The organism is Bailinhaonella thermotolerans (genome assembly GCF_003594875.1).
GTDB classification, from domain to species: Bacteria; Actinomycetota; Actinomycetes; order Streptosporangiales; family Streptosporangiaceae; genus Bailinhaonella; species Bailinhaonella thermotolerans.
On record NZ_QZEY01000006.1, the window covers coordinates 38,043 to 56,575 of the forward strand.

Consider the following 18,533-nt stretch of genomic DNA (forward strand, 5'->3'; position numbering starts at 1 on the left):
CGCTCGCTCGTGAAACCGCAGGTGGGGAGCCCCGTCAGGTGTTACGCCGGGGATCGCGGGTAGAGCGGCCTGTAGTGCGACATTTCGGGGGGAATCATGATTAAGGCTCTTCACAAGATGGGCATCCGCTCGTCCATGATGTACGGCCTCGGCCTGGGCTCCATCGCCCTCACCGTGGCCTCCTGGGCGACGTCCAAGCGCTTCGAGGCCCGGGGAATCGAGCGCGCCGACCACTGGGGCCTGTTCATCGGCGAGTGGGCGCCGACCTTCTTCGCGATGGGCGTCGCCCTGCGCATCGAGGAGCAGGCCGACGAGGAGCGCCACGCGCACGAGAGCCTCGGCCACGCCCGCTCCCCGCAGATGGCGAACGTGGGCTGACCCGCCGGGCCCGGCCCGCGCCGAGTGCCACCGCGCGCGGGCCGGGCCGGCCGGTCACCTCCGGCGACCGTGCAGACCTTCCTGCCGTACCCCGACTTCGCCGAGACCGCCCGGGTCCTGGACCGGCTCCGGCTCGGCAAGCAGCGGGTCGAGACGCTGCAGGTCCTGCGCGCGCTGACCGTCGCCGGGTACGGCTGGCGCCACCACCCGGCCGTGCGCATGTGGTCCGGGTACGAGGAGGCCCTGGTCCGGTACGGCCTGGAGATCTGCCGCGTGTGGTGCGCCGCCGGGCGGGCCGACACCACCGCCGCGACGATGACCAGGGAACTGGCCGACCGCTGCGGGATCGGCCATCCCCGCGGCCAGAACGCCCTGGCCCGCGCCTCCGCCCTCCCGCCGTGGCTGGGCGACCCCGGCTTCCACCGCAGCCACCGCTCCGCGCTCCTGCGCAAGGACCCCGCCCACTACCGCCCCGTCTTCGGCGACGTCCCCGACGACCTGCCCTACGTCTGGCCCCGCTCCGACCGTCCGCCCACCTGCCCGCCCTGACGGGCCCGGCCCCGGTGGAACGCCGCGCGGGGCGCCCCGCCGTACGGGGGTCAGGAGGCGGACATGACCAGGGAGACCAGGTCGGCGACGGCGCCGTCGGCGCACGCGCCCACGGTGATCTGGGCGCGGGCGCGGACGTCGGGATGGCCGTCGCCCACGGCCGCGCCCAGGCCGGCCACGGCGAGCATGTCGAGATCGTTGGGGTTGTCGCCGATCGCGGCGACCTGGCCGAGCGGGACGCCCCGGGAGGCCGCCAGGAGGCGCAGGGCCTCGCCCTTGGTGGCGCCCTCGGGCAGCAGCTCCAGGTACGTCGCCTCCGACTTGACCGCGGTGATCCCCGCGATCGGCGGGTCCGGCAGCGGGTCGCCGATCAGCATGCACTTGGTGAACCCCTCGGCCGGCAGGTCGTGCCAGCTCCCCGGGTCGCGCAGCGTGATGCCGTCGCGGCGGGCGAAGTCCCGCAGCTCGGGCGCGTCGTCCACGGCGTAGGCCGCACCGTCGCGGAAGGCGACCGGATGGACGCCGGACGGGAGCTCCCCGAACAGCGCGAGCAGTTCCTTCCACGCCGCCGCGGGCAGGTGGCGCTCGTGCAGGACGCGGCCGGTGGCCAGGTTCACCGTGCGGGCGCCGTTGTAGAGGATGGCCTCCCCGGTGAGGTCCAGTTCCTCGTAGAAGCGGCGGGCGGAGTCCTCCATGCGGCCGGTGGCGATGACCACCTCGCCGCCCGCGGCGGTGAAGCGGCGCAGCGCCTCGCGGGAGGCGGGCACCATGGCCAGGTCCCGGCCGACCAGCGTGCCGTCCAGGTCGGTCACGATCCACCGGATCACGACAGGGCCCCGGCGGAGGACTCGCGCCCGCTCTCCCCGGCCGCGGTCGCGGCCGGCGCGCGCGAGGTGTTCACGTCCATGTCGCCTCCAGCAACGCCAGCAGGCCGCGCGGGTCCTCCACGGTGACCCCGGGCCGCTGCCGCACTTCGTAGGGGATCCGCCCGGTGCTCCGGGACACCATGAGGACCGTGGTCCCGGCCCCGGCCCGCGTGCCGCACAGCACGTCGCGGTCGTGGTTGTCGCCGACGTACCAGGTCCGCGCGGGCGTGACGCCCAGGGCCCGGCAGGCGATGTGGATCATCTCGGGGTTGGGCTTGCGGACGCCGGCCTCGTCGCTGTAGACCTGCACGGCCACCTGCCGGTCCAGGCCCTCCAGGGCCAGGTGGTCCCGGTGCACCGCGCCGCAGAGGGCGTTGCTCACGATCGCGGGCACGACCCCGTGGGACCGGCAGGCGGCGAGGAGCTCCTTGATCCCGGGCCTCGTGACGCGCTCGCGGCTCAGCTCGCCCATCCGCCTGCACAGCGGGGCGGCCTCGGCGGTCACCAGGGCGCGGGCCCGCTCCGGCCAGTCGGCCGCCACGAAGTCCGCCCAGAAGCGGCGGTGGGTCATCTCCTCCGGGGCGTACCGGCGCGAGGCGGAGTCCTTCCAGTACCGGCAGGCCGTGGCCCCGGCGCGGATGTCGGTCTCGACGTCCGTCACGGTGAGCCCGGCGAACCCGGCCCGCGCGAGGAGCTCGTGCACCTCGGCCGCCAGCTCGCCCGCCCACCCGGGCCGGCTCCGGGTCTCCACCACCACGCCGCCGAAGTCGAGCAGCAGGGCCCGGGGCGTGAGCGCCGGCTCGGCGCCGGAGCCATCAGAGGTAGGGCCGCTGATCACGCTTGGCCTCCTCGTAGCGCTCGCGGGCCTCCCGGACCCCGGCCAGCCCGGACGCGCCGGCCACGGGCACGTCCCACCACGCCTGGGCGTCCAGGCCGCCGCCCGGCTCGGTCCTGGCGTATACGACGGTGGTGCGCTCGGCGGCGACCGCCTTGACCAGCGCCGCGCGCAGCGATCGGGCGTCCTCCGCCCTGAGCACGTCGGCGCCGAGACTGGCCGCGTTCGCCGCCAGGTCCACGGGCAGCGGCGGGCCGTCGAGCCGCCCGGTGATGCCCCGGCCCCGGTGGGCGGTGCCGAGCCGCTGCGCGCCCACCGCCTCGCTCAGCGAGCCGATCGAGGCGAAGCCCTGGTTGTCCACGAGGACGACCACGAGCTTGACCCCCTCCTGCACGGCGGTGACGATCTCCTGGGCCATCATCAGGTACGACCCGTCGCCGACCAGCACGATCACCTCGCGCTCGGGGGCCGCCAGCTTCACCCCGAGCCCGCCGGCGATCTCGTAGCCCATGCAGGAGTAGCCGTACTCGACGTGGTAGCCGCGGGGGTCGCGGGCCCGCCACATCCGGTGCAGGTCGCCGGGCATCGACCCGGCCGCGTTGACCACGACGGCGTCGCCGGTCTCGTTCGCGACCTCGTTGACCACGCCGAGCAGGACCGGCTGGGTGAGGCCGGCGCCGCCGTACGCCCGGTCCACCTCGGCGTGCCATCGCCCGGCCAGCTCGGCCGCGCGCCTGGTCCACACGGGGGCCGCCCGCCAGTCGCCCGGGTCCAGCGCCGCCAGCGCCGCCCGGGCGTCGGCGACCAGCGTCTCGCCCGCGTGCTTGGCCGCGTCGAAGGCCGCCACGTTGACGTTGAGGAACCGGGCCCGGCCGAACAGGGTCCGCGAGGCCGTGGTGAAGTCGCTGTAGCGGGTGCCGATCCCGATCACCAGGTCGGCCTCGCGCGCCAGCTCGTTGGCCGCCGCGGTGCCCGTGTGCCCGATCGCGCCCACCGCGCACGGGTGGTCGTACGGCATGACGCCCTTGCCCGCCTGCGTCTCCGTGACGGGGATGCCGTGGCGCTGCGCGAACCGCAGCAGCTCGCGCCACGCCTCGCTGTGCACCACGCCCCCGCCGGCCACGATCAGCGGCCACCGCGAGCCCCGCAGCAGCCGTACGGCCCGCTCCAGCGCCGCCGGTTCCGGCGCCGGGCGCGGCACGTGCCAGACGCGCCGCGCGAACAGCTCGTCCGGCCAGTCGAACGCCTCGGCCTGCACGTCCTGCGGCAGCGCGATCGTGACCGCGCCGGTCTCGGCCGGGTCGGTGAGCACGCGCATGGCCCCCATGAGCGCGGACGGGAGCTGCTCGGGCCGGTTGACCCGGTCGAAGAAGCGCGACACCGGGCGCAGGGTGTCGTTGACGCTCACGTCGTACGACCTGGGGTCCTCCAGCTCCTGGAGCACCGGGTTGGCGACGCGGGTGGCGAAGACGTCGCCGGGCAGCAGCAGCACGGGCAGCCGGTTGATGGTCGCCAGCGCCGCCCCGGTGACCAGGTTGGTCGCGCCGGGGCCGATCGAGGTGGTGCAGGCGAACGCGGACAGCCGCGAGCGGGTCCGGGCGTAGCCCACGGCGGTGTGGACCATCGCCTGCTCGTTGCGGGCCGGGTAGTAGGGCAGCTCGTCGCGCAGGCCCGCGCCCTGCTCGGCGAGCGCCTGGCCGATCCCGGCGACGTTGCCGTGGCCGAAGATCCCCAGGCAGCCGGCGATCAGGCGCTGCTCGGTCCCGTCGCGCTCGGTCCACTGGCGGGACAGGAACCGCACGAGCGCCTGGGCGGTGGTCAGTCTCATCGGGAACCTCCGGGGGATCGGCCCGCCCCCGTCACCGGGACGCGCGGGTCGGTGGGCAGCCCGGCCCAGGACGCGCGGACCCAGGCGTGGCGGGGGTCGTCGCGGCAGGCCATGGTGCGCTCGTCCGCCGGGCCCGCCAGCACGTTCAGGTAGTACAGGTCGTATCCGGGGGCCGCCATCGACGGCCCGTGGTAGCCGTGCGGCACCAGCACGACGTCCCCGGCGGACACCTCGGCGAGCACGTCGATGGGCCGCTCCGCCGTGCCGTACACCCGCTGGTAGCCGGGGCCGCCCTCGAAGTAGTAGATCTCCTCCAGGACGGCCTCCCCCTCCGCCTCGGTGTCGTGCTTGTGCGGCGGGTAGGACGACCAGTTGCCGCCGGGCGTCAGCACCTCCACCGCCACCAGCCGGTCGCACTCGAAGGCCTCCGGCGCGCAGAAGTTGTTCACCTGCCTCGTCGCCGGGCCCGCGCCGCGCACCTCGACCGGCACGTCCCCGGCCGCGCCGTACCTGACGGGCAGCCGGCGCCCGGCGAGCGCGGAGGGGAAGGCGACGCGGCCCCGGCCGGTGACGGTGACCTCCGTGCCGATCGGCAGGTAGGCGAAGTCGGTGATCCCGGCGAAGACCGAGTCCCGCCCGGCCAGCTCCAGCCGCACGCCGTCCGCGACCACCTCACAGGAGCCGGACAGGGGCAGGACCAGCGCCTCCGCCGGTCCGGTGGAGAACGTCAGCGCGCCGCCGGTCAGGTCGGCCACGCGCAGGCCGCAGTACGTCCAGCCGGCCGAGGCGGGGGTGATCTCCACGTCCCACGGGCCCGCGGCGGCCTTTCCCCGGGGCAGGTGCGTCATCGTCCCTCCAGCAGGCCCACCGCGGTGTCCACCGCGGCGGCCACGTCGTCGTCGGGTGGGTAGAGCAGGGCCCGGCCCACGACGAGGCCGCGGACGCCGGGCAGTTGCAGGGCCTTGCGCCAGGACGCGTAGACGCGGTCGGGCGCCTCGGCCGGGTCGCCGCCGAGCAGCAGGGTCGGCAGCGTGGTGGCCGCCATCACCCGCTCCATGTCGTCGATCACCGGGATCTTCAGCCAGGTCCGGGCGGAGGTCGCGCCGAGCGCCTGGCCCACGGCGATGGCGTGGATCATCGCCTCGGGCGACAGGTCGTGCCGCACGTGCCCGTCCACCCGGCGCGACCAGAACGGCTCGACCATCGCCATCAGCCCGTGCCCGGCCAGCCGCGTGACGGCCCGCCCGCAGCTCTCCAGCGTCCCGGCGGTGGCCGGGTCGTCCGGCCCGATGCGGCAGAGCATCTTGCCGCCGTCGAGCCCCGCCGCCGCGATCGACTCGGCGTCGTAGGCGGTGAACCTGTCGTCGAACTCGAAGACCGTGCCCTGCACGCCGCCCCGGTTCATCGAGCCGAAGACGAGCTTGCCGTGCAGCGCGCCGAGCAGCAGCAGGTCCTCCACGATGTCGGGGGTGGCCAGGACGCCGTCCACGCCGGGCCGTTCCAGGGCGGTGACCAGCCGGTCCAGCAGCTCCGGGCGGCTCTCCATGGCCATCGGCCGCCCCCCGGCCCCGAGCGAGCCGCGCGCGGGGTGGTCGGCCGCGATGATCAGGAGCTGTCCCGGGCCGAGGGGGTGCGGCCTGCGCACCCGCTCGGCCGCCGCCTGGGCCACCCGTTCTGGCCGCCAGGCCCGGTCGTCGAGCAGCCGCCGGTAGTCCTCCTCACGCATCGTCCCGGCCCCCCTCGGCGATCTTGGCCGTCACCTCGTACTCGGCGGGCATGTCCGGCGCGCAGGCCAGGCGGCCGGCCACGATCGCCCCGGCCGCGTTGGCGAACCGCAAAACCCGGTCCAGCGGCCAGCCCGCCAGCAGCCCGTGGCACAGGGCCCCGCCGAAGGCGTCCCCCGCGCCGAGGCCGTTCACGACCTCGACCTTCACCGGCGGGACTTCGACGGTCTCGCGCGCGGTCATGCCGAGCACCCCCGCGGGCCCCCGCTTGACGACCGCCAGCTCGACGCCGGAGTCCAGCAGCGCCCGCGCCGCCGCGTACGGCTCGCGCGTGCCGGTGGCCACCTCCACCTCGTCAAGGTTGCCGACGGCCACGGTGACGTGCTCCAGCGCGGCCCGCACCTGCTCGGCCGCCGACGCGGGGCGCTCCCAGAACATCGGCCGGTAGTCCAGGTCCAGCACCGTGTACGGCGCGCGCCCGCGGGCCCGCCACGCGGCGAAGTGCGCCGACCGCGACGGGTCCTGCGACAGCCCGGTCACGGTCGCCCAGAACAGGCGGGCGCCGGTGATCGCGGCCAGGTCCAGCTCCCCGGGGAGGATCTCCAGGTCGGGCGCCTTGGGGTAGCGGTAGAAGTAGAGCGGGAAGTCGTCCGGCGGCCGGATCTCGCAGAAGGTCACCGGAGTGGGCAGGCCGGGCACGTCCAGGACGTGCGCGTCGTCCACGCCGTACTCCCGCAGCGCGTCGTGGACGAACAACCCGAAGGGGTCGCGCCCGGTGCGGCTGATCAGCGCGCTGGACCGGCCCAGCCGGGCCGCGGCCACGGACACGTTGGCCGCGCTGCCCCCGAGGTACTTGCCGAAGGTCTCCACCTCGCGCAGCGAGACCCCGACCTGGAGCGGGTAGAGGTCCACGCCGACCCGCCCCATCACCATCACGTCGGTCACCCGAGGCCCCCCAGGGCGGCCACGCTCGCGCGCACGTCCTCGACCGGGCCCGCGCCCTCGGGGGGCTCGGCGTCCAGGACGACGTCCTGCTCCATGACGTACCAGCCGTCGTAGCCGGCGCCGCCCAGCGCCGCGACGATCCCGGCCACGTCCACGTCGCCCCGCCCCAGCGGCCGGTACATCCCGGCCCTGACGGCCGCGGTGTAGGTCAGCACGCCCGCGCGGACCCGGGCGGCGAGGGCGTCGTCGACGTCCTTGAGGTGGACGTGGGCGATCCGTCCCGGGGCCCGGCGCGCGAGGTCCAGCGGGTCGGTCCCGCCGGCGAGCAGGTGCCCGGTGTCCAGGCAGAGGGCGGCCTCGCACCCGTCCAGCACCCGGTCCACCTCCTCCCGCGTCTCGACCATCGTGCCGACGTGCGGGTGCAGCGTCACGGGCAGGCCGATCTCCCGCCGGATCCGGTCGAGGTTGCCCAGCAGCGTGCGCCAGCCCCCGGCGTCCAGCTCCGGCCGGACGTCGTAGCCGTCGGCGCCGGTGGCCGCGGCGAGCACGACCACCATGTCCTCGCCGAAGCCGGCCAGGGCCTCGCGCAGGCCGGGCAGCGGGTCGTGCCCGGGTTCGTGCAGCACGACCGGGACGAACCCGCCGACGGCGCGCAGGCCGTACCGGGCGAGCAGCGCGGACCGCTCGGCGGGGTCGGCGGGCAGGAAGCCCTCGGGGCCCAGTTCGGTGGCGGTCAGGCCGAGCCCGGCCATCTCCGCGAGCACCCGCTCGGGGGCGAGCTGGTGGCCCCAGCCGGGCACCTCGCACACGCCCCACGAGATGGGGGCCGCCGCGATCCTCACTTGGTCACCTCCACGAGGCGCACGGGACGTCCCACCCGCAGGGACAGGTCGGCCGCCTCTGCGATGTGGAGGGCGGCGAGGGCGTCCTGGACCGTGCACGGGCTCTCCCGCTCGCCCCGCGCCGCCGCCAGGAACGCCGTCATCTCCGCGGCGTACGCCTCGGCGAAGCGCGCCTGGAAGTCCGGCCAGGGTTCGCCTGCGGGCGCGGGCCCGTCCGCGGGGCGCACCGGGGTGCGGTCGCCGAGCCCGGCGGCCCAGGTGGCGCGGGTGCCGGCCAGCTCCATCCGGACGTCGTAGCCGGCCCCGTTGTAGCGGGAGCCCTGGAGCGTGGCGAGCGTCCCGTCGTCCATGGTGATCACGGCGGCGCTGGTGTCGACGTCCCCGGCCTCGGCGAAGAACGCCTCGCCGCGGTTGGCCCCGGTGGCGTAGACGGTGTCGGCCTCCCGGCCGGTGACCCAGCGCAGGATGTCGAAGTCGTGGATGTGGCAGTCGCGGAAGATGCCCCCCGAGAGCGGGATGTAGTCGGGGGGCGGGGGCGCCGGGTCGGCGGTCACCAGGTGGACGCGGTGCAGGTCGCCCAGTTCGCCCGCCGCCAGCGCCGCGCGGGCGGCGGCGTATCCGGCGTCGAAGCGCCGCTGGAAGCCGATGTGCACCATCACGCCGCTGCGCGCGACCGCGTCGGCCACCCGCCGGGTCTCCTCCGCCCCGGCCGCCGCCGGCTTCTCGCAGAACGCGGGGATCCCCAGGTCGCACGCCCGGGTCAGCAGTTCCGCATGCGTGGACGTGGGCGTCGCGATCACCACGGCGTCCGCGGCGAACGGATCTCCCACCCGCGCTCCGAACCGGGCGGCCGCGTCCTCGGCCCTGGCCCGGTCCGGGTCCGCCACCACCAGCTCGTCCACGAGGCCGGAGAGGGTGGCGGCATGGAAGGCGCCGATACGCCCCAGGCCCAGCAAGCCCACACGCATGACGAAACTCCTTGTCGAGGGGTCTTCAGTTCTAAAGGAGGCACAACGGACGAGTCAATACTTTGTCCTGACATAAGGACGAGCTATCAATGCGCGCGTTCAACACCCCAGGTCGGAGCGCTCGGGGCGCAAGGCGGCCGGGGGTCGTGATCGGCACGCCCGGAGTGCGCGTTATGTCAAGACGTCTTGACAATCACTCCTGATCGCGTCAACCGCCGCTGACCGGTCCACCCCCTGCCGGAAGGCCCCCGGCGCGGGGTGCGCCGGGGGCCTTCTCGCGCCGGGCGGGTGCCGGCGGCGGGTGTCAGCCGGGGTTCCGGTCGTGCCGGTCGCGCCTTCGTGCCCGTCGCGCCCGTCGTGCCGGTCGCGCCGGGCGTGCCGGGCGTGCCGGGCGTGCCGGGCGTGCCGGGCGTGTCAGTCGCGCGGGTCGTGGCCGTCGGTGTCGACGTCCAGGTCGAGCGGGTCGGCGATGTCGTCCCACTCGGTGTACTTGAAGTTGGTGTTCTCCCGGTCGGGCACCGCGGGGGCGTTCTCGCCGTCGTGCGTGATGAACACGCCCTCGTCGAAGTCGCCCAGCGGCACGTTCAGCACGGCCGCGCCGTCGCTGTGCTGGACGCCGTCGGGCCCGCCGATCCGGAACCGCCCGAGGAAGGCGTTGGCGCCCTCCTTGCGGTACACCGCGAAGGTGCTGTCACCCTGGCTGGACGCCAGCAGGTAACCCTTGCCGCCGTCCCGGTAGTAGATCGTCAGCCCCTCGGCGTCGGCCGAGATGTGCCGCCCGCCGAACCCGGGGTCGGGCCCGGCGACGCACTCCTCCGTCTCCGGGTCGAACGTGCCCGGCACGCCGTACTCGCGGACCTTGTCCATGAGCACGGGGGCGCCGGTCAGGTCGGCCCGCATGCGCCAGATCCCGACGTCCTCCTGCGCCGCGTAGAGCACGTCGGTCTGCTGGTCCACCACCATCCCCTCGACCTGGGGCAGCTCGCCCGGGTCCTCGCAGGGGGTCCAGGTCTGCCCGTTGGGGAGGGTGAACGACGCGGGCAGGTCCAGGGTCCGCACGACCCGGTAGCCGACCTTGCCGCCCGTCACCGGCTGGAGCTTGACGAGCGCGATCGAGGTCTTGTGCCGCCGGCTCACCAGGGCGTACGTGCCCGTGGAGTCCTTCCAGGTCGTCAGGCCGTAGACGGTGGCGGCCTCGTTGACCTCCTCCTGGGTCGCGTTGAACACGAACGGCGCGGCGGGGTCCGTCACGTCGGTCAGCCGCCCGTCCCTGACGGAGTAGACGCGGAGCTGGTCGCGGCCCCGGTCCGACACGACCGCCAGGTCCTTGCCGGCGAAGCCGTACGTGACGTCCACGTTGTTGAACCGGCCCGGCTCGTCGTCGGGGCCGGGCGGGGCGGGCGCGGGGATGTGCTGGACCTGCCGCCCGTCGAGGTCGTAGACGTACAGGCCGCCCTCCTTGGCGGTGGCGACCACGACGCTGTCCTCGGAGTCGTCGGGGTCGACCCAGATCGCCGGGTCGTCGCCGTTGGCGTTGCCGCCCGCCTCGTCGTCGAAGAGCGCCGGGGTCTCCACCCGGGGCGTCACGGACGGGACGTCCTGCGCCGCGGCCGGCGCCGCGAGCGCCGCGAGGAGCACCGGCATCAGCAGCAGCACGGACGGTTTGGACAAGGGACGCATCGCGCCTCCTCGGTCGGGGGTGTTGCGGGCCGAAAGTAATGACAGATTGTCTCAAATTCAATAGGACGTCCATATGTCATGACATATTGATCCGGACGAGTGCCTGGGGGAGCATGAGGACGGGCGCGCGGCGGCGCCCGCCCGTCCCCGGCGACCCCGCGCGCCCGGGAGGCGGATCCGGCGGGAGACGGAGGACCGATGCCCCGACCCCCTCGCCCGGGAACGGCCCAGAGCGCCCGCGCGCCGCCGTACCCCCACACGCGCGGCAACCCGGGGCCAAGGGTGGGTCTAGGGCGCTCGCGCCGCGAGCCGCCCCCGCCGCGCGTGTGATGGCATCCGGCCCATGAGCAGCACTCCGGAGCCGTTCGAGCCGTCACCCGGCGAGGCCCGCCGGCTCGGCATGGACAGACCGATCACCCGGCGCGACTTCTTCGACGGGGTGGCCCTCGCCGTGGGCGCGACGGCCCTCGGCGCGGCGGCGGGCTGCGCCGACGAGCCCGACCGGTCCGGAATGATCGGCACGCCCCGGCTTGAGGTGCCGGCCCACCGGGCGTATCCGCCCGACCTGCAGGGGCTGCGCGGCAACACCGATCCGGCGCTCAGCGTCCCCCACGCCCTGCGCGACGACCGGTTCTGGGGCCGGGCCGGCCGGGCGCACCCGACCGGGGAGCACTACGACCTGGTCGTCGTGGGCGCGGGCATCAGCGGCACGGCGGCGGCGTACCTGTGGGCCAGGCGGCACCCCAAGGCGCGCGTCCTCATCCTGGACAACCACGACGACTTCGGCGGCCACGCGCGCCGCAACGAGTTCCACCCCAAGGAGCGGAGCGGCCCGCTCATCGGGTACGGCGGCTCGCAGTCGATCGAGGCGCCCAAGGCGTGGACGGCCGAGGGCAAGGCGCTGCTCGCCGACCTCGGCGTCGACCTGAAGAAGTTCGGGAGGTTCTTCGACCAGAAGCTGTACGGCTCGCTGGGGATGAACGAGAGCGTCTTCTGCGACCGGGAGACCTTCGGCAGGGACCACCTGGCGATCCAGGACGGGCGGAAGACGCCGGAGTTCGTGCGCGACATGCCGATCGCCGAGCAGGCCAAGAAGGACATGGTCATGCTCTCGGACCACCCGCGCGACTGGTTCCCCGGGCTGTCCGACGAGGACAAGAAGAACAAGCTCGCGACGATGACCTACGCGCAGTTCCTCAAGGACGTGTGCAAGGTCCACCCGGACGTCGTGAAGTTCTACCACACGCAGTCCAGCGACGAGTGGGCGTACGCCACGGACGCGATGGGCGCGCACGACGCCTGGGCCAGCGGCTATCCCGGCTTCGACGGGATGAAGCTGGACGACTCCAAGCCCTTCCGGCTCTGCTCCCCGTCGATCATCAAGGAGTGGGACGACGAGTCGGCCTACATCGACCACTTCCCCGACGGCAACCACTCGCTGGTCCGGCTGATGCTGCGCTCCCTCATCCCCGGCCTCGCCCCCGGCGGCACCATGGAGGACGTCGTCACCGCCCGGTTCGACTACGGCCGGCTCGACCAGCCGGGGAGCCGGGTGCGGGTACGGCTGTCCAGCCCGGTCGTCCGGGTCGCGCACCGGGGCGACCCGGCCAGGTCGCGCACGGTCGAGGTGGCGTACTTCGACGGGCGGCGGGTCCGCTCGGTCACCGCCGGGAACGTGGTGATGGCCTGCTGGAACATGATGATCCCCTACCTCTGCCCGGACGTGCCCCCCGACCAGGCCAAGGCGCTGCACGAGGCCGTCAAGATGCCGCTGGTCTACGCGATGGTGCAGCTCCGGGACTGGCGGGCGTGGGTGCGGCGGAAGGTGCACCAGACGCGCTTCACCGGGGCGTACTGGTGCGTGGCCGAGCTGGACTTCCCGGTCAGCATGGGCTCCTACCGGTGCCCGAGGTCGCCGGACGAACCGATCAACGTGCACATGATCCGCATCCCCACCAAGCCGGGCATGTCCCCGCGCAACGGGGCCGTCGCCGGGCGCTACGAGCTGCTGCGCACGAGCTTCTCCTACTTCGAGTACTCCATCCGCGACCAGCTCAACCGGCTCCTCGGCCCGGGCGGGTTCGACGCGGCCCGGGACATCGAGGCGATCACCGTGAACCGCTGGGGCCACGGGTACGCGCCGGAGTACACCCGCCCCTGGGACCCCTGGTACCCCGACGGGCCGCTGCCCGCCGACACCGCGCGCCGCCGGGTGGGCCGGATCGCGATCGCCAACTCCGACTCGGTCCCCGCGGCGTACGCCGACGCGGCCATCACCGCGGCCACCCGCGCGGTCGGCGAACTCCAGTCGAGCTGACCCGGCCGGGGGCGGGCCCGCCCTGATCCGGTTCCCTTCCCGCTCCGGCCGCCCGGGGCCGCCCGCTACTCGGGGCCACCGGGCGGGATGGAGGTCGGGCTCGCGCTGGGGCTGGGCTGCTCGAACGGGTCGGGGAAGAGCAGGCACAGCGACGGCCGCTTCTTCTTTTTCTTCTTCTTGCACACCGGCGGCGGCTCCTCGGCCGGCGGCGGAGGCGTCGAGGTCTCGGTCGGCCGGGGCTCCTCCGCCGGAGGGCGGCCGCCCGTCGGCCCCACGGTCGGCGTCTCGGTCTCGGTCACGGTCACCGAGGGAACCGGCCGGTCCACCGGCCTGATCGGCACCCTGATCCGGTACGACGTCGCGTCCGGCTCGGGCAGCGCCTCGTTCAGCACGGTCGGGCTGCGCCCGTCGGGGGTCCCCATCACCTCGTCGCCCGGCCGCGGCGGCGTCTCGAACCCCGCCTGCGCCGCGACCACCGTCAGCGAGGCCAGCGCCAGCGTCGCCACCGCCGCCATCCCCGACACCCGCGCCGGGCGATCATCGCGTCCGCGCCGCCGCCGCCCGCCGGCCTTCCGTCCCCGGCCGCCCCCGTCCGCCGTCCGCTCCGCCTGCGCCGTCCGCTCCGTACGCGGCAACCGCTCCGCCTGCGCCGTCCGCTCCGTACGCGGCAACCGCTCCGCCTGCGGCAGCCGCTCCGCCTGCGGCCCCCGCGCCGGCCGGGCGGCGCGCGCCGGCCGCCCGCGCCGCCGTGCCCCGGCGCCGTCGTCGCGTCTCCGCGCGTCCCCCGCGTCCCCCTCGCCACCCGGGGCCCCGTCGCCGCCGGCGTGGGCGCCGGCTTCGCGGGAGGGGTTCGCGCCGCCGGTCCCGTCCGCGCGGGCGGGGCGGTCCCCGAAGAGCCAGTCCGCCGCCTCGCTCCCGAGCGGCCCCGGGCCCGCCGTGCCGGAGCCGAGCGCCACGCGCCCGGGATCGGTCACGGCGTCCCCGGCGCCGTCCTCCCCGCCGGCCTCCGGGTGCGGGCCGGGCTCGTCCGCCCGGGCGGGGAACCAGGGGAAGCCGCCGGACTCGTCGACCGCGCGCGCGGGCTCGGGGACGCGGCGCCGCCGCCACGCCGTACGGCTCCCGCCGCGGCGGGCGGGCTCGGCGGGGGGAGGCGGCTCCGGCACGTTCCAGATCCGGGAGAGCACGGCCGCGACCGCCTCGCGCGGGGGCAGGCCCGGGTGGCGGCCGGCCAGCAGGGTCCGCAGCAGGTGCGAGGCCGGCGGCCGGTGCTCGGGGCGGCGGGCCAGCGCCGCGGCCACCAGCGGGCGCAGCGAGCCCGGGACGTGGGCCAGGTCGGGTTCGCCGCCGAGGATGCGATGGGCCAGGTCCTCCGGCGCTCCCTCACCGAAGGGGTGCCGCCCCGTCGCCGCGTAGGCCACCAGGCAGCCCCAGCCGAAGACGTCGGCGGCGGGCATGGCCTCGCCCCCGGTCAGCCGTTCTGGAGCGATCCAGCCCGGACTGCCCATGACGACCCCGGCCTGGGTGTGCCCCATGGCCACGTCCACCTCGCGGGCGATCCCGAAGTCGATCACGCGGGGGCCGTCGGGCGCGAGCAGCACGTTGCCCGGCTTGATGTCGCGGTGGACGAGCCCCGCGGAGTGGATCGCGTCGAGGGCGGCGGCGACGCCCAGCGCGACGCCGTACGCCATCTCCGGGCTCAGCGCCCCGGTCAGGCCGACGACGCGGCCCAGGTGGGGTCCCTCGATGTACTCGGTCACCAGGTAGGGGCGGCCCCGGTCCACCCCGTGCTCCAGGACCCGCGCCGTGCAGAACGGCGCGACCCGCAGTGTCAGCCCGACCTCCTCGCGGAACCGCGCCTGGTGTGTCGGGTCGGCGGCGTGCAGCGGGTGCAACGTCTTGATCGCGACCGGGGCCCCCTCCGGCCCGTGGGCGAGATACACGACCCCCATGCCGCCGCTCCCCAGGCGGGCGCGCAGGACGTAACGGCCGATGACGGTCGGGTCACCGGCGGTGAGCGACTGTGCGGGTTCCGGAATGCCGTTCGCGGCAGGTGCCATGACCCGTTCGCCTCTCTGTAGGGGTTCCCTACCCCTGGCACAGCGTGGCGCAGAAGTTGCACCTATATGGCGAAACCTGAGTATTTTCTGGGCGGAGTGAGGTGACTACTACCTCTTGGCTAGTGCGCGGAGAGTCACGCCGCCCGCTCCACCGGCTCGGGCCTGCCCGTCTGGGCGTGCACGGCGGCCAGGAACCGCGAGACGTGCCGGAAGGCCAGCCGCGCCTCGGGCAGGACGTCCGCCATGATCGGGAAGACGTGGGGCATCCGGTGCCACTCCTCGTAGGTCACCGGCACCCCGGCCACCCGGGCACGCTCCGCGACCAGCCGGCCCTCGTCCCTGAGGATCTCGGTGGACCCCACGACGATCATCAGCGGCGGCAGCCCCGTGTAGTCGCCGAACACCGGTGACACGAGGGGGTCGCGGGACTCCAGGCCGCGCGTCCAGTGGCCGGCGACCCAGTTGATGCGGCCGGCGGGCAGCATCGGGTCGGCCCAGCGGTTGCGGCGGCGGCGGTAGTCGCCCGAGGCGGTCAGGTCGGCCCACGGGGACAGGCAGATCGCGGCGCGGGGCAGCGGCAGCCCCCGGTCGCGCAGCGCGAGCATCGACGCGAGGGTGAGGTGCCCGCCCGCCGAGTCGCCCGCGAACAGGACGTCCTCCGGGGCGTACCCCCGCTCCAGGAGGACGCCGTACGCCGTGAGGGCGTCCTCGAGCGAGACCGACAGCCGGTGCACCGGGCCCTGGCGGTAGGCGATCGCGAGCACCGGCCGCCGGGCCGCGCGCGAGAGGCGCCAGGTGATGGGCCGGTGGGTGGCCGGCGAGCACACGAAGTAGCCGCCGCCGTGGAAGTACAGGAGGACCTTGCCCTCGTCGACGCCGCCGCCCCACCGCACCCACTCGCCGTCGAAGTCGCCGAAGTCCTCCGGCCGGACGGTGACGTGGCGCGGCAGCCGCCCGGGCAGGGAGCCCGTCGCGTCCACGAGCGCGCACAGCGCCCGCATGCTGCCCTGCCCGCGCAGGAACACGGTCCCGAGCGGCTTGACCGTCCCCCGCAGCACGCCGTTGACGGCGCGCGCCTGCCAGCTCAGGGGATAGGCGGGGTGGATGTCCACATCGAGATCACTGCGCATCGGCGGCCTCCGCCCAGATCGTTCCCGCCCCGGACACCGTTGTATCGGCAAGTAAGCAGGAAGTGCCGGGCAAGCCAGTAAAACCCCACAGCCCACCCGAAATGCCAACGAAACCCATCAGAGGCAGCGGCCCGGGCGGGCGGCGGCGATCAGTAGTAGGTCTCCTCGACGGGCTCGTGGAGCTGGAGGTCGGGCTCGCGGCGGCGCCAGCGGGAGGGCATGAAGACCGGGATGAGCAGCGCGGCGCCGAGGAGGGTGTAGATCCCGCCGCCGAGCAGGGCGAGCATGCCCGGGGTGGCCTCGCTCACCGGGACCAGGCGGATCGCGCCGGCCCGGTCCAGCAGGAAGTACCCGGTCCAGCCGAGCAGCGCCAGCGCGGGGACCAGGGTGGCCAGCGGCGAGACGCGGCCGGCCACGACCAGGCCCAGCACCAGCCCGGCCCCGGCCAGGGCGGCGAAGGCCAGCAGCAGGCGGGTGTCGCCGAGGGCGTTGTTCACCGGCGGCTGCGGCCCGGGCGCGACGCGCTGCTGCCCCCATCCGGCCCCGAACAGCAAGACCGCCGCGACCACGAGCCCGACGAGGAAGCCGACGAGGTGCCGCATGTCCTCACCACCCTGTTGTCCGGCCGGTTGCCCGGCGCCCGATGACAGTATCGGGATGATGACGCCATCGGCCCTCAAATCCCGTTAACTCCCAGGATTCCCCGCAAGACGCCGCCACGGGGACGCCGATCCGGCCGAGGTGAGACGATTGACGGCGTCATGACTGCTCAGCCCGTGTTCCGCCTCGCCAGGGCGGCGGTCTTCTCCGCCGTCTGCGTGCTGCTCGGCGTGCTCGGGCATGTCTTCGCCGGGGGCGGCCTGCCGGGCTGGGCGGCGCCGGCGGGCGTGGGCGCGCTGGTGCTCGCCGCCGCCTACGCGCTGGCCGGCCGCGAACGGTCCCCCGGGCTGATCGTCGGCTTCCTGCTGGGCGCGCAACTGCTCTCGCACGAGCTGTTCCGGCTCGGCGCCCCCGCGCCCGGGCCCTCCGCCGCGCATGACCACGGCGGCTCGGCGATGCTCCTCGCCCACCTGGTCGCCGCCGCCCTCGCCGGGTGGTGGCTGGCCCGGGGCGAGGCCGCGCTGTGGTCGGTGCTGCGGCGGCTCGCCGTACGCCTGCTCGCGGTGCTGGCGTCCCCCGCCCCGATCCCGGCCCCCGGGACCGCCCCGCGGCCGGCCGGCGGCCCCGTCCGCCCGGCCCGGCTCACGCTCCGGCACTCGCTCACCCGCCGGGGTCCTCCACCGTGTGCCGCCGCCCGTCCCTGGGCGGCCCCCGTCACCGGCCGGTAGCCCGTTCCCGCGGCGCCGCGCCGTCCCTCGTCATCCCCTCACACAGTGGAGATCTCCCCATGTCGAACACGCGTGCCTCCGTCATGCCCGGACGCGCCCCCGCCTTCGGCCGTACGGCGATGCGCCGGGCCGGGACCGTCGCGGCGGGCGCGGCGGCGCTCTGCCTCGCCCTCGCGCTCCCCGCCTCGGCCCACGTCACGATCAACCCGGGCACGGCCGAGCAGGGGTCGTTCAGCAAGGCGGCGTTCCGGGTGCCGAACGAGCGGGCCGACGCCGCCACCACGCGCGTCGAGGTCACGTTCCCCAAGGACCACCCGCTGGCGTTCGTCTCCGTGCGCCCGGTGCCGGGCTGGCAGGTCCAGATCACCGAGACCAGGCTGAACCCGCCCGTCAAGACCAAGGAGGGCGAGCTGACCGAGGCGGTCGGCAAGGTCACCTGGTCCGGCGGCCGGATCGAGCCCGGCCAGTTCCAGGAGTTCGAGGTCTCGATGGGCGTCCTCCCCGACAACGCCGCCTCGCTGGCCTTCCCCACCACCCAGACCTACTCCAGCGGCGAGGTCGTCAACTGGGCCGACGCCCCCAAGCCCGACGGCACCGAACCCGAACACCCCGCCCCGCTCCTGAAGCTCGTCCCCAAGGCCGCCGCCACCCCGTCCCCCGCCCCCGCGCGCCCCGCCGCCGCCCCCGACACCACCACCCGCGCCCTCTCCATCGCCGCCCTGGTGGCCGCCCTCCTAGGCGCCGCCACCGGCATCCTGGCCCTCACCCGCACCCGCCGCTGACCCCATGCCCCGAGCCCTCCGCCGCCGTGATCACGCACTCTCAAGCACCCGCTGCGCGAACCGCGTGAGCACGGCGGGGAGGCCGCGCGGCCAGGACCAGGCCCGGCGGGAGACGCCCTTGCGGCGAACCTCCTGCGGCACCTCCCCCGGCGCCCCGCAACGTGGGCGAACGCCGACGGCGGCGATACGCCGGGGGGAGTCCCTCGCCGTGATCACGCACCTTCCAGCACCCGGAGTGGGCGAAACCGCACGATCACGGCGAGGGGTCGGGCGGTGCCGGGCAGGCCCGCCCGGCGTTTGTGTT

Annotated in this window: 17 protein-coding genes; 5 read left to right on the forward strand and 12 right to left on the reverse strand. The window is 75.0% G+C overall.

Annotated features, from left to right (window positions below):
- Window positions 1-96: 96 nt before the first annotated feature.
- On the forward strand, window positions 97-378 hold the full coding sequence (locus D5H75_RS17880) for a hypothetical protein (RefSeq protein WP_119927625.1): 282 nt from the start codon (window positions 97-99) through the stop codon (window positions 376-378).
- 69 nt (window positions 379-447) lie between these two features.
- The gene (locus D5H75_RS17885) at window positions 448-927 is read left to right on the forward strand and encodes an MSMEG_6728 family protein (RefSeq protein ID WP_119927626.1); all 480 of its coding nucleotides are present in this window, start codon (window positions 448-450) and stop codon (window positions 925-927) included.
- Window positions 928-977: 50 nt separating this feature from the next.
- On the opposite strand, the gene D5H75_RS17890 is transcribed toward D5H75_RS17885, so the two are convergent.
- The 9 genes from D5H75_RS17890 to D5H75_RS17930 all read right to left on the reverse strand — a co-directional run bounded on the left by D5H75_RS17890 (window position 978) and on the right by D5H75_RS17930 (window position 10,615).
- The gene (locus tag D5H75_RS17890) at window positions 978-1,754 is read right to left on the reverse strand and encodes an HAD-IIB family hydrolase (protein WP_202638265.1); all 777 of its coding nucleotides are present in this window, start codon (window positions 1,752-1,754) and stop codon (window positions 978-980) included.
- Between the two features lie 70 nt (window positions 1,755-1,824).
- Window positions 1,825-2,631, reverse strand: a complete 807-nt coding sequence (locus D5H75_RS17895) for an HAD family hydrolase (protein ID WP_242454329.1) — start codon at window positions 2,629-2,631, stop codon at window positions 1,825-1,827.
- Window positions 2,609-4,456 carry a 3D-(3,5/4)-trihydroxycyclohexane-1,2-dione acylhydrolase (decyclizing) gene (iolD, locus tag D5H75_RS17900; protein ID WP_119927627.1) on the reverse strand — a complete coding sequence of 616 codons (1,848 nt, stop codon included), beginning with the start codon at window positions 4,454-4,456 and terminating at the stop codon, window positions 2,609-2,611. Before iolD ends, D5H75_RS17895 begins: the two co-directional genes overlap by 23 nt.
- Window positions 4,453-5,304 carry a 5-deoxy-glucuronate isomerase gene (iolB, locus tag D5H75_RS17905; RefSeq protein WP_119927628.1) on the reverse strand — a complete coding sequence of 284 codons (852 nt, stop codon included), beginning with the start codon at window positions 5,302-5,304 and terminating at the stop codon, window positions 4,453-4,455. Before iolB ends, iolD begins: the two co-directional genes overlap by 4 nt.
- Window positions 5,301-6,182 (reverse strand): Cgl0159 family (beta/alpha)8-fold protein, encoded by an 882-nt coding sequence (locus tag D5H75_RS17910; RefSeq protein ID WP_119927629.1) that lies wholly within the window; start codon window positions 6,180-6,182, stop codon window positions 5,301-5,303. The genes iolB and D5H75_RS17910 overlap by 4 nt, the downstream gene beginning before the upstream one ends.
- Window positions 6,175-7,125, reverse strand: coding sequence for a 5-dehydro-2-deoxygluconokinase (gene iolC, locus D5H75_RS17915; protein WP_242454330.1), 951 nt, complete (start codon window positions 7,123-7,125; stop codon window positions 6,175-6,177). The genes D5H75_RS17910 and iolC overlap by 8 nt, the downstream gene beginning before the upstream one ends.
- The gene (locus tag D5H75_RS17920) at window positions 7,122-7,967 is read right to left on the reverse strand and encodes a TIM barrel protein (protein ID WP_202638266.1); all 846 of its coding nucleotides are present in this window, start codon (window positions 7,965-7,967) and stop codon (window positions 7,122-7,124) included. Before D5H75_RS17920 ends, iolC begins: the two co-directional genes overlap by 4 nt.
- Window positions 7,964-8,935, reverse strand: a complete 972-nt coding sequence (locus D5H75_RS17925) for a Gfo/Idh/MocA family protein (protein WP_119927630.1) — start codon at window positions 8,933-8,935, stop codon at window positions 7,964-7,966. Before D5H75_RS17925 ends, D5H75_RS17920 begins: the two co-directional genes overlap by 4 nt.
- Window positions 8,936-9,349: 414 nt before the next feature.
- A complete protein-coding gene (locus D5H75_RS17930; protein WP_119927631.1) occupies window positions 9,350-10,615 on the reverse strand; it encodes a phytase in 1,266 nt (421 codons plus the stop codon).
- Window positions 10,616-10,958: 343 nt separating this feature from the next.
- On the opposite strand from D5H75_RS17930, the gene D5H75_RS17935 reads away from it, so the two are divergent.
- Entirely contained in the window at window positions 10,959-12,932 is a 1,974-nt protein-coding gene (locus D5H75_RS17935) for an NAD(P)/FAD-dependent oxidoreductase (RefSeq protein WP_242454331.1), read from the forward strand.
- 65 nt (window positions 12,933-12,997) lie between these two features.
- On the opposite strand, the gene D5H75_RS44150 is transcribed toward D5H75_RS17935, so the two are convergent.
- The 3 genes from D5H75_RS44150 to D5H75_RS17950 form a co-directional block, all read right to left on the reverse strand.
- Window positions 12,998-14,989: a serine/threonine-protein kinase gene (locus D5H75_RS44150; protein ID WP_202638267.1), complete on the reverse strand. Its 1,992-nt coding sequence runs from the start codon at window positions 14,987-14,989 to the stop codon at window positions 12,998-13,000.
- Between the two features lie 134 nt (window positions 14,990-15,123).
- Window positions 15,124-16,119, reverse strand: coding sequence for an alpha/beta hydrolase (locus D5H75_RS17945; protein ID WP_119927632.1), 996 nt, complete (start codon window positions 16,117-16,119; stop codon window positions 15,124-15,126).
- Window positions 16,120-16,268: 149 nt separating this feature from the next.
- The gene (locus tag D5H75_RS17950) at window positions 16,269-16,721 is read right to left on the reverse strand and encodes a hypothetical protein (protein ID WP_119927633.1); all 453 of its coding nucleotides are present in this window, start codon (window positions 16,719-16,721) and stop codon (window positions 16,269-16,271) included.
- A 159-nt stretch (window positions 16,722-16,880) separates the two neighbouring features.
- On the opposite strand from D5H75_RS17950, the gene D5H75_RS17955 reads away from it, so the two are divergent.
- Window positions 16,881-17,447, forward strand: coding sequence for an MFS transporter (locus D5H75_RS17955; protein ID WP_119927634.1), 567 nt, complete (start codon window positions 16,881-16,883; stop codon window positions 17,445-17,447).
- A 59-nt stretch (window positions 17,448-17,506) separates the two neighbouring features.
- The gene (locus D5H75_RS17960) at window positions 17,507-18,229 is read left to right on the forward strand and encodes a YcnI family protein (RefSeq protein ID WP_242454332.1); all 723 of its coding nucleotides are present in this window, start codon (window positions 17,507-17,509) and stop codon (window positions 18,227-18,229) included.
- Window positions 18,230-18,533 lie beyond the last annotated feature (304 nt).

Bases quoted from the DNA above. Each gene is read 5' to 3' on its own strand.
- D5H75_RS17880 (WP_119927625.1), top strand. From the start codon at position 97: ATGATTAAGGCTCTTCACAAGATGGGCATCCGCTCGTCCATGATGTAC.
- iolD (WP_119927627.1), bottom strand. From the start codon at position 4,456: ATGAGACTGACCACCGCCCAGGCGCTCGTGCGGTTCCTGTCCCGCCAG.
- iolB (WP_119927628.1), bottom strand. From the start codon at position 5,304: ATGACGCACCTGCCCCGGGGAAAGGCCGCCGCGGGCCCGTGGGACGTG.
- D5H75_RS17910 (WP_119927629.1), bottom strand. From the start codon at position 6,182: ATGCGTGAGGAGGACTACCGGCGGCTGCTCGACGACCGGGCCTGGCGG.
- D5H75_RS17925 (WP_119927630.1), bottom strand. From the start codon at position 8,935: ATGCGTGTGGGCTTGCTGGGCCTGGGGCGTATCGGCGCCTTCCATGCC.
- D5H75_RS17930 (WP_119927631.1), bottom strand. From the start codon at position 10,615: ATGCGTCCCTTGTCCAAACCGTCCGTGCTGCTGCTGATGCCGGTGCTC.
- D5H75_RS17935 (WP_242454331.1), top strand. From the start codon at position 10,959: ATGAGCAGCACTCCGGAGCCGTTCGAGCCGTCACCCGGCGAGGCCCGC.
- D5H75_RS44150 (WP_202638267.1), bottom strand. From the start codon at position 14,989: ATGGCACCTGCCGCGAACGGCATTCCGGAACCCGCACAGTCGCTCACC.
- D5H75_RS17945 (WP_119927632.1), bottom strand. From the start codon at position 16,119: ATGCGCAGTGATCTCGATGTGGACATCCACCCCGCCTATCCCCTGAGC.
- D5H75_RS17950 (WP_119927633.1), bottom strand. From the start codon at position 16,721: ATGCGGCACCTCGTCGGCTTCCTCGTCGGGCTCGTGGTCGCGGCGGTC.
- D5H75_RS17955 (WP_119927634.1), top strand. From the start codon at position 16,881: ATGACTGCTCAGCCCGTGTTCCGCCTCGCCAGGGCGGCGGTCTTCTCC.
- D5H75_RS17960 (WP_242454332.1), top strand. From the start codon at position 17,507: ATGTCGAACACGCGTGCCTCCGTCATGCCCGGACGCGCCCCCGCCTTC.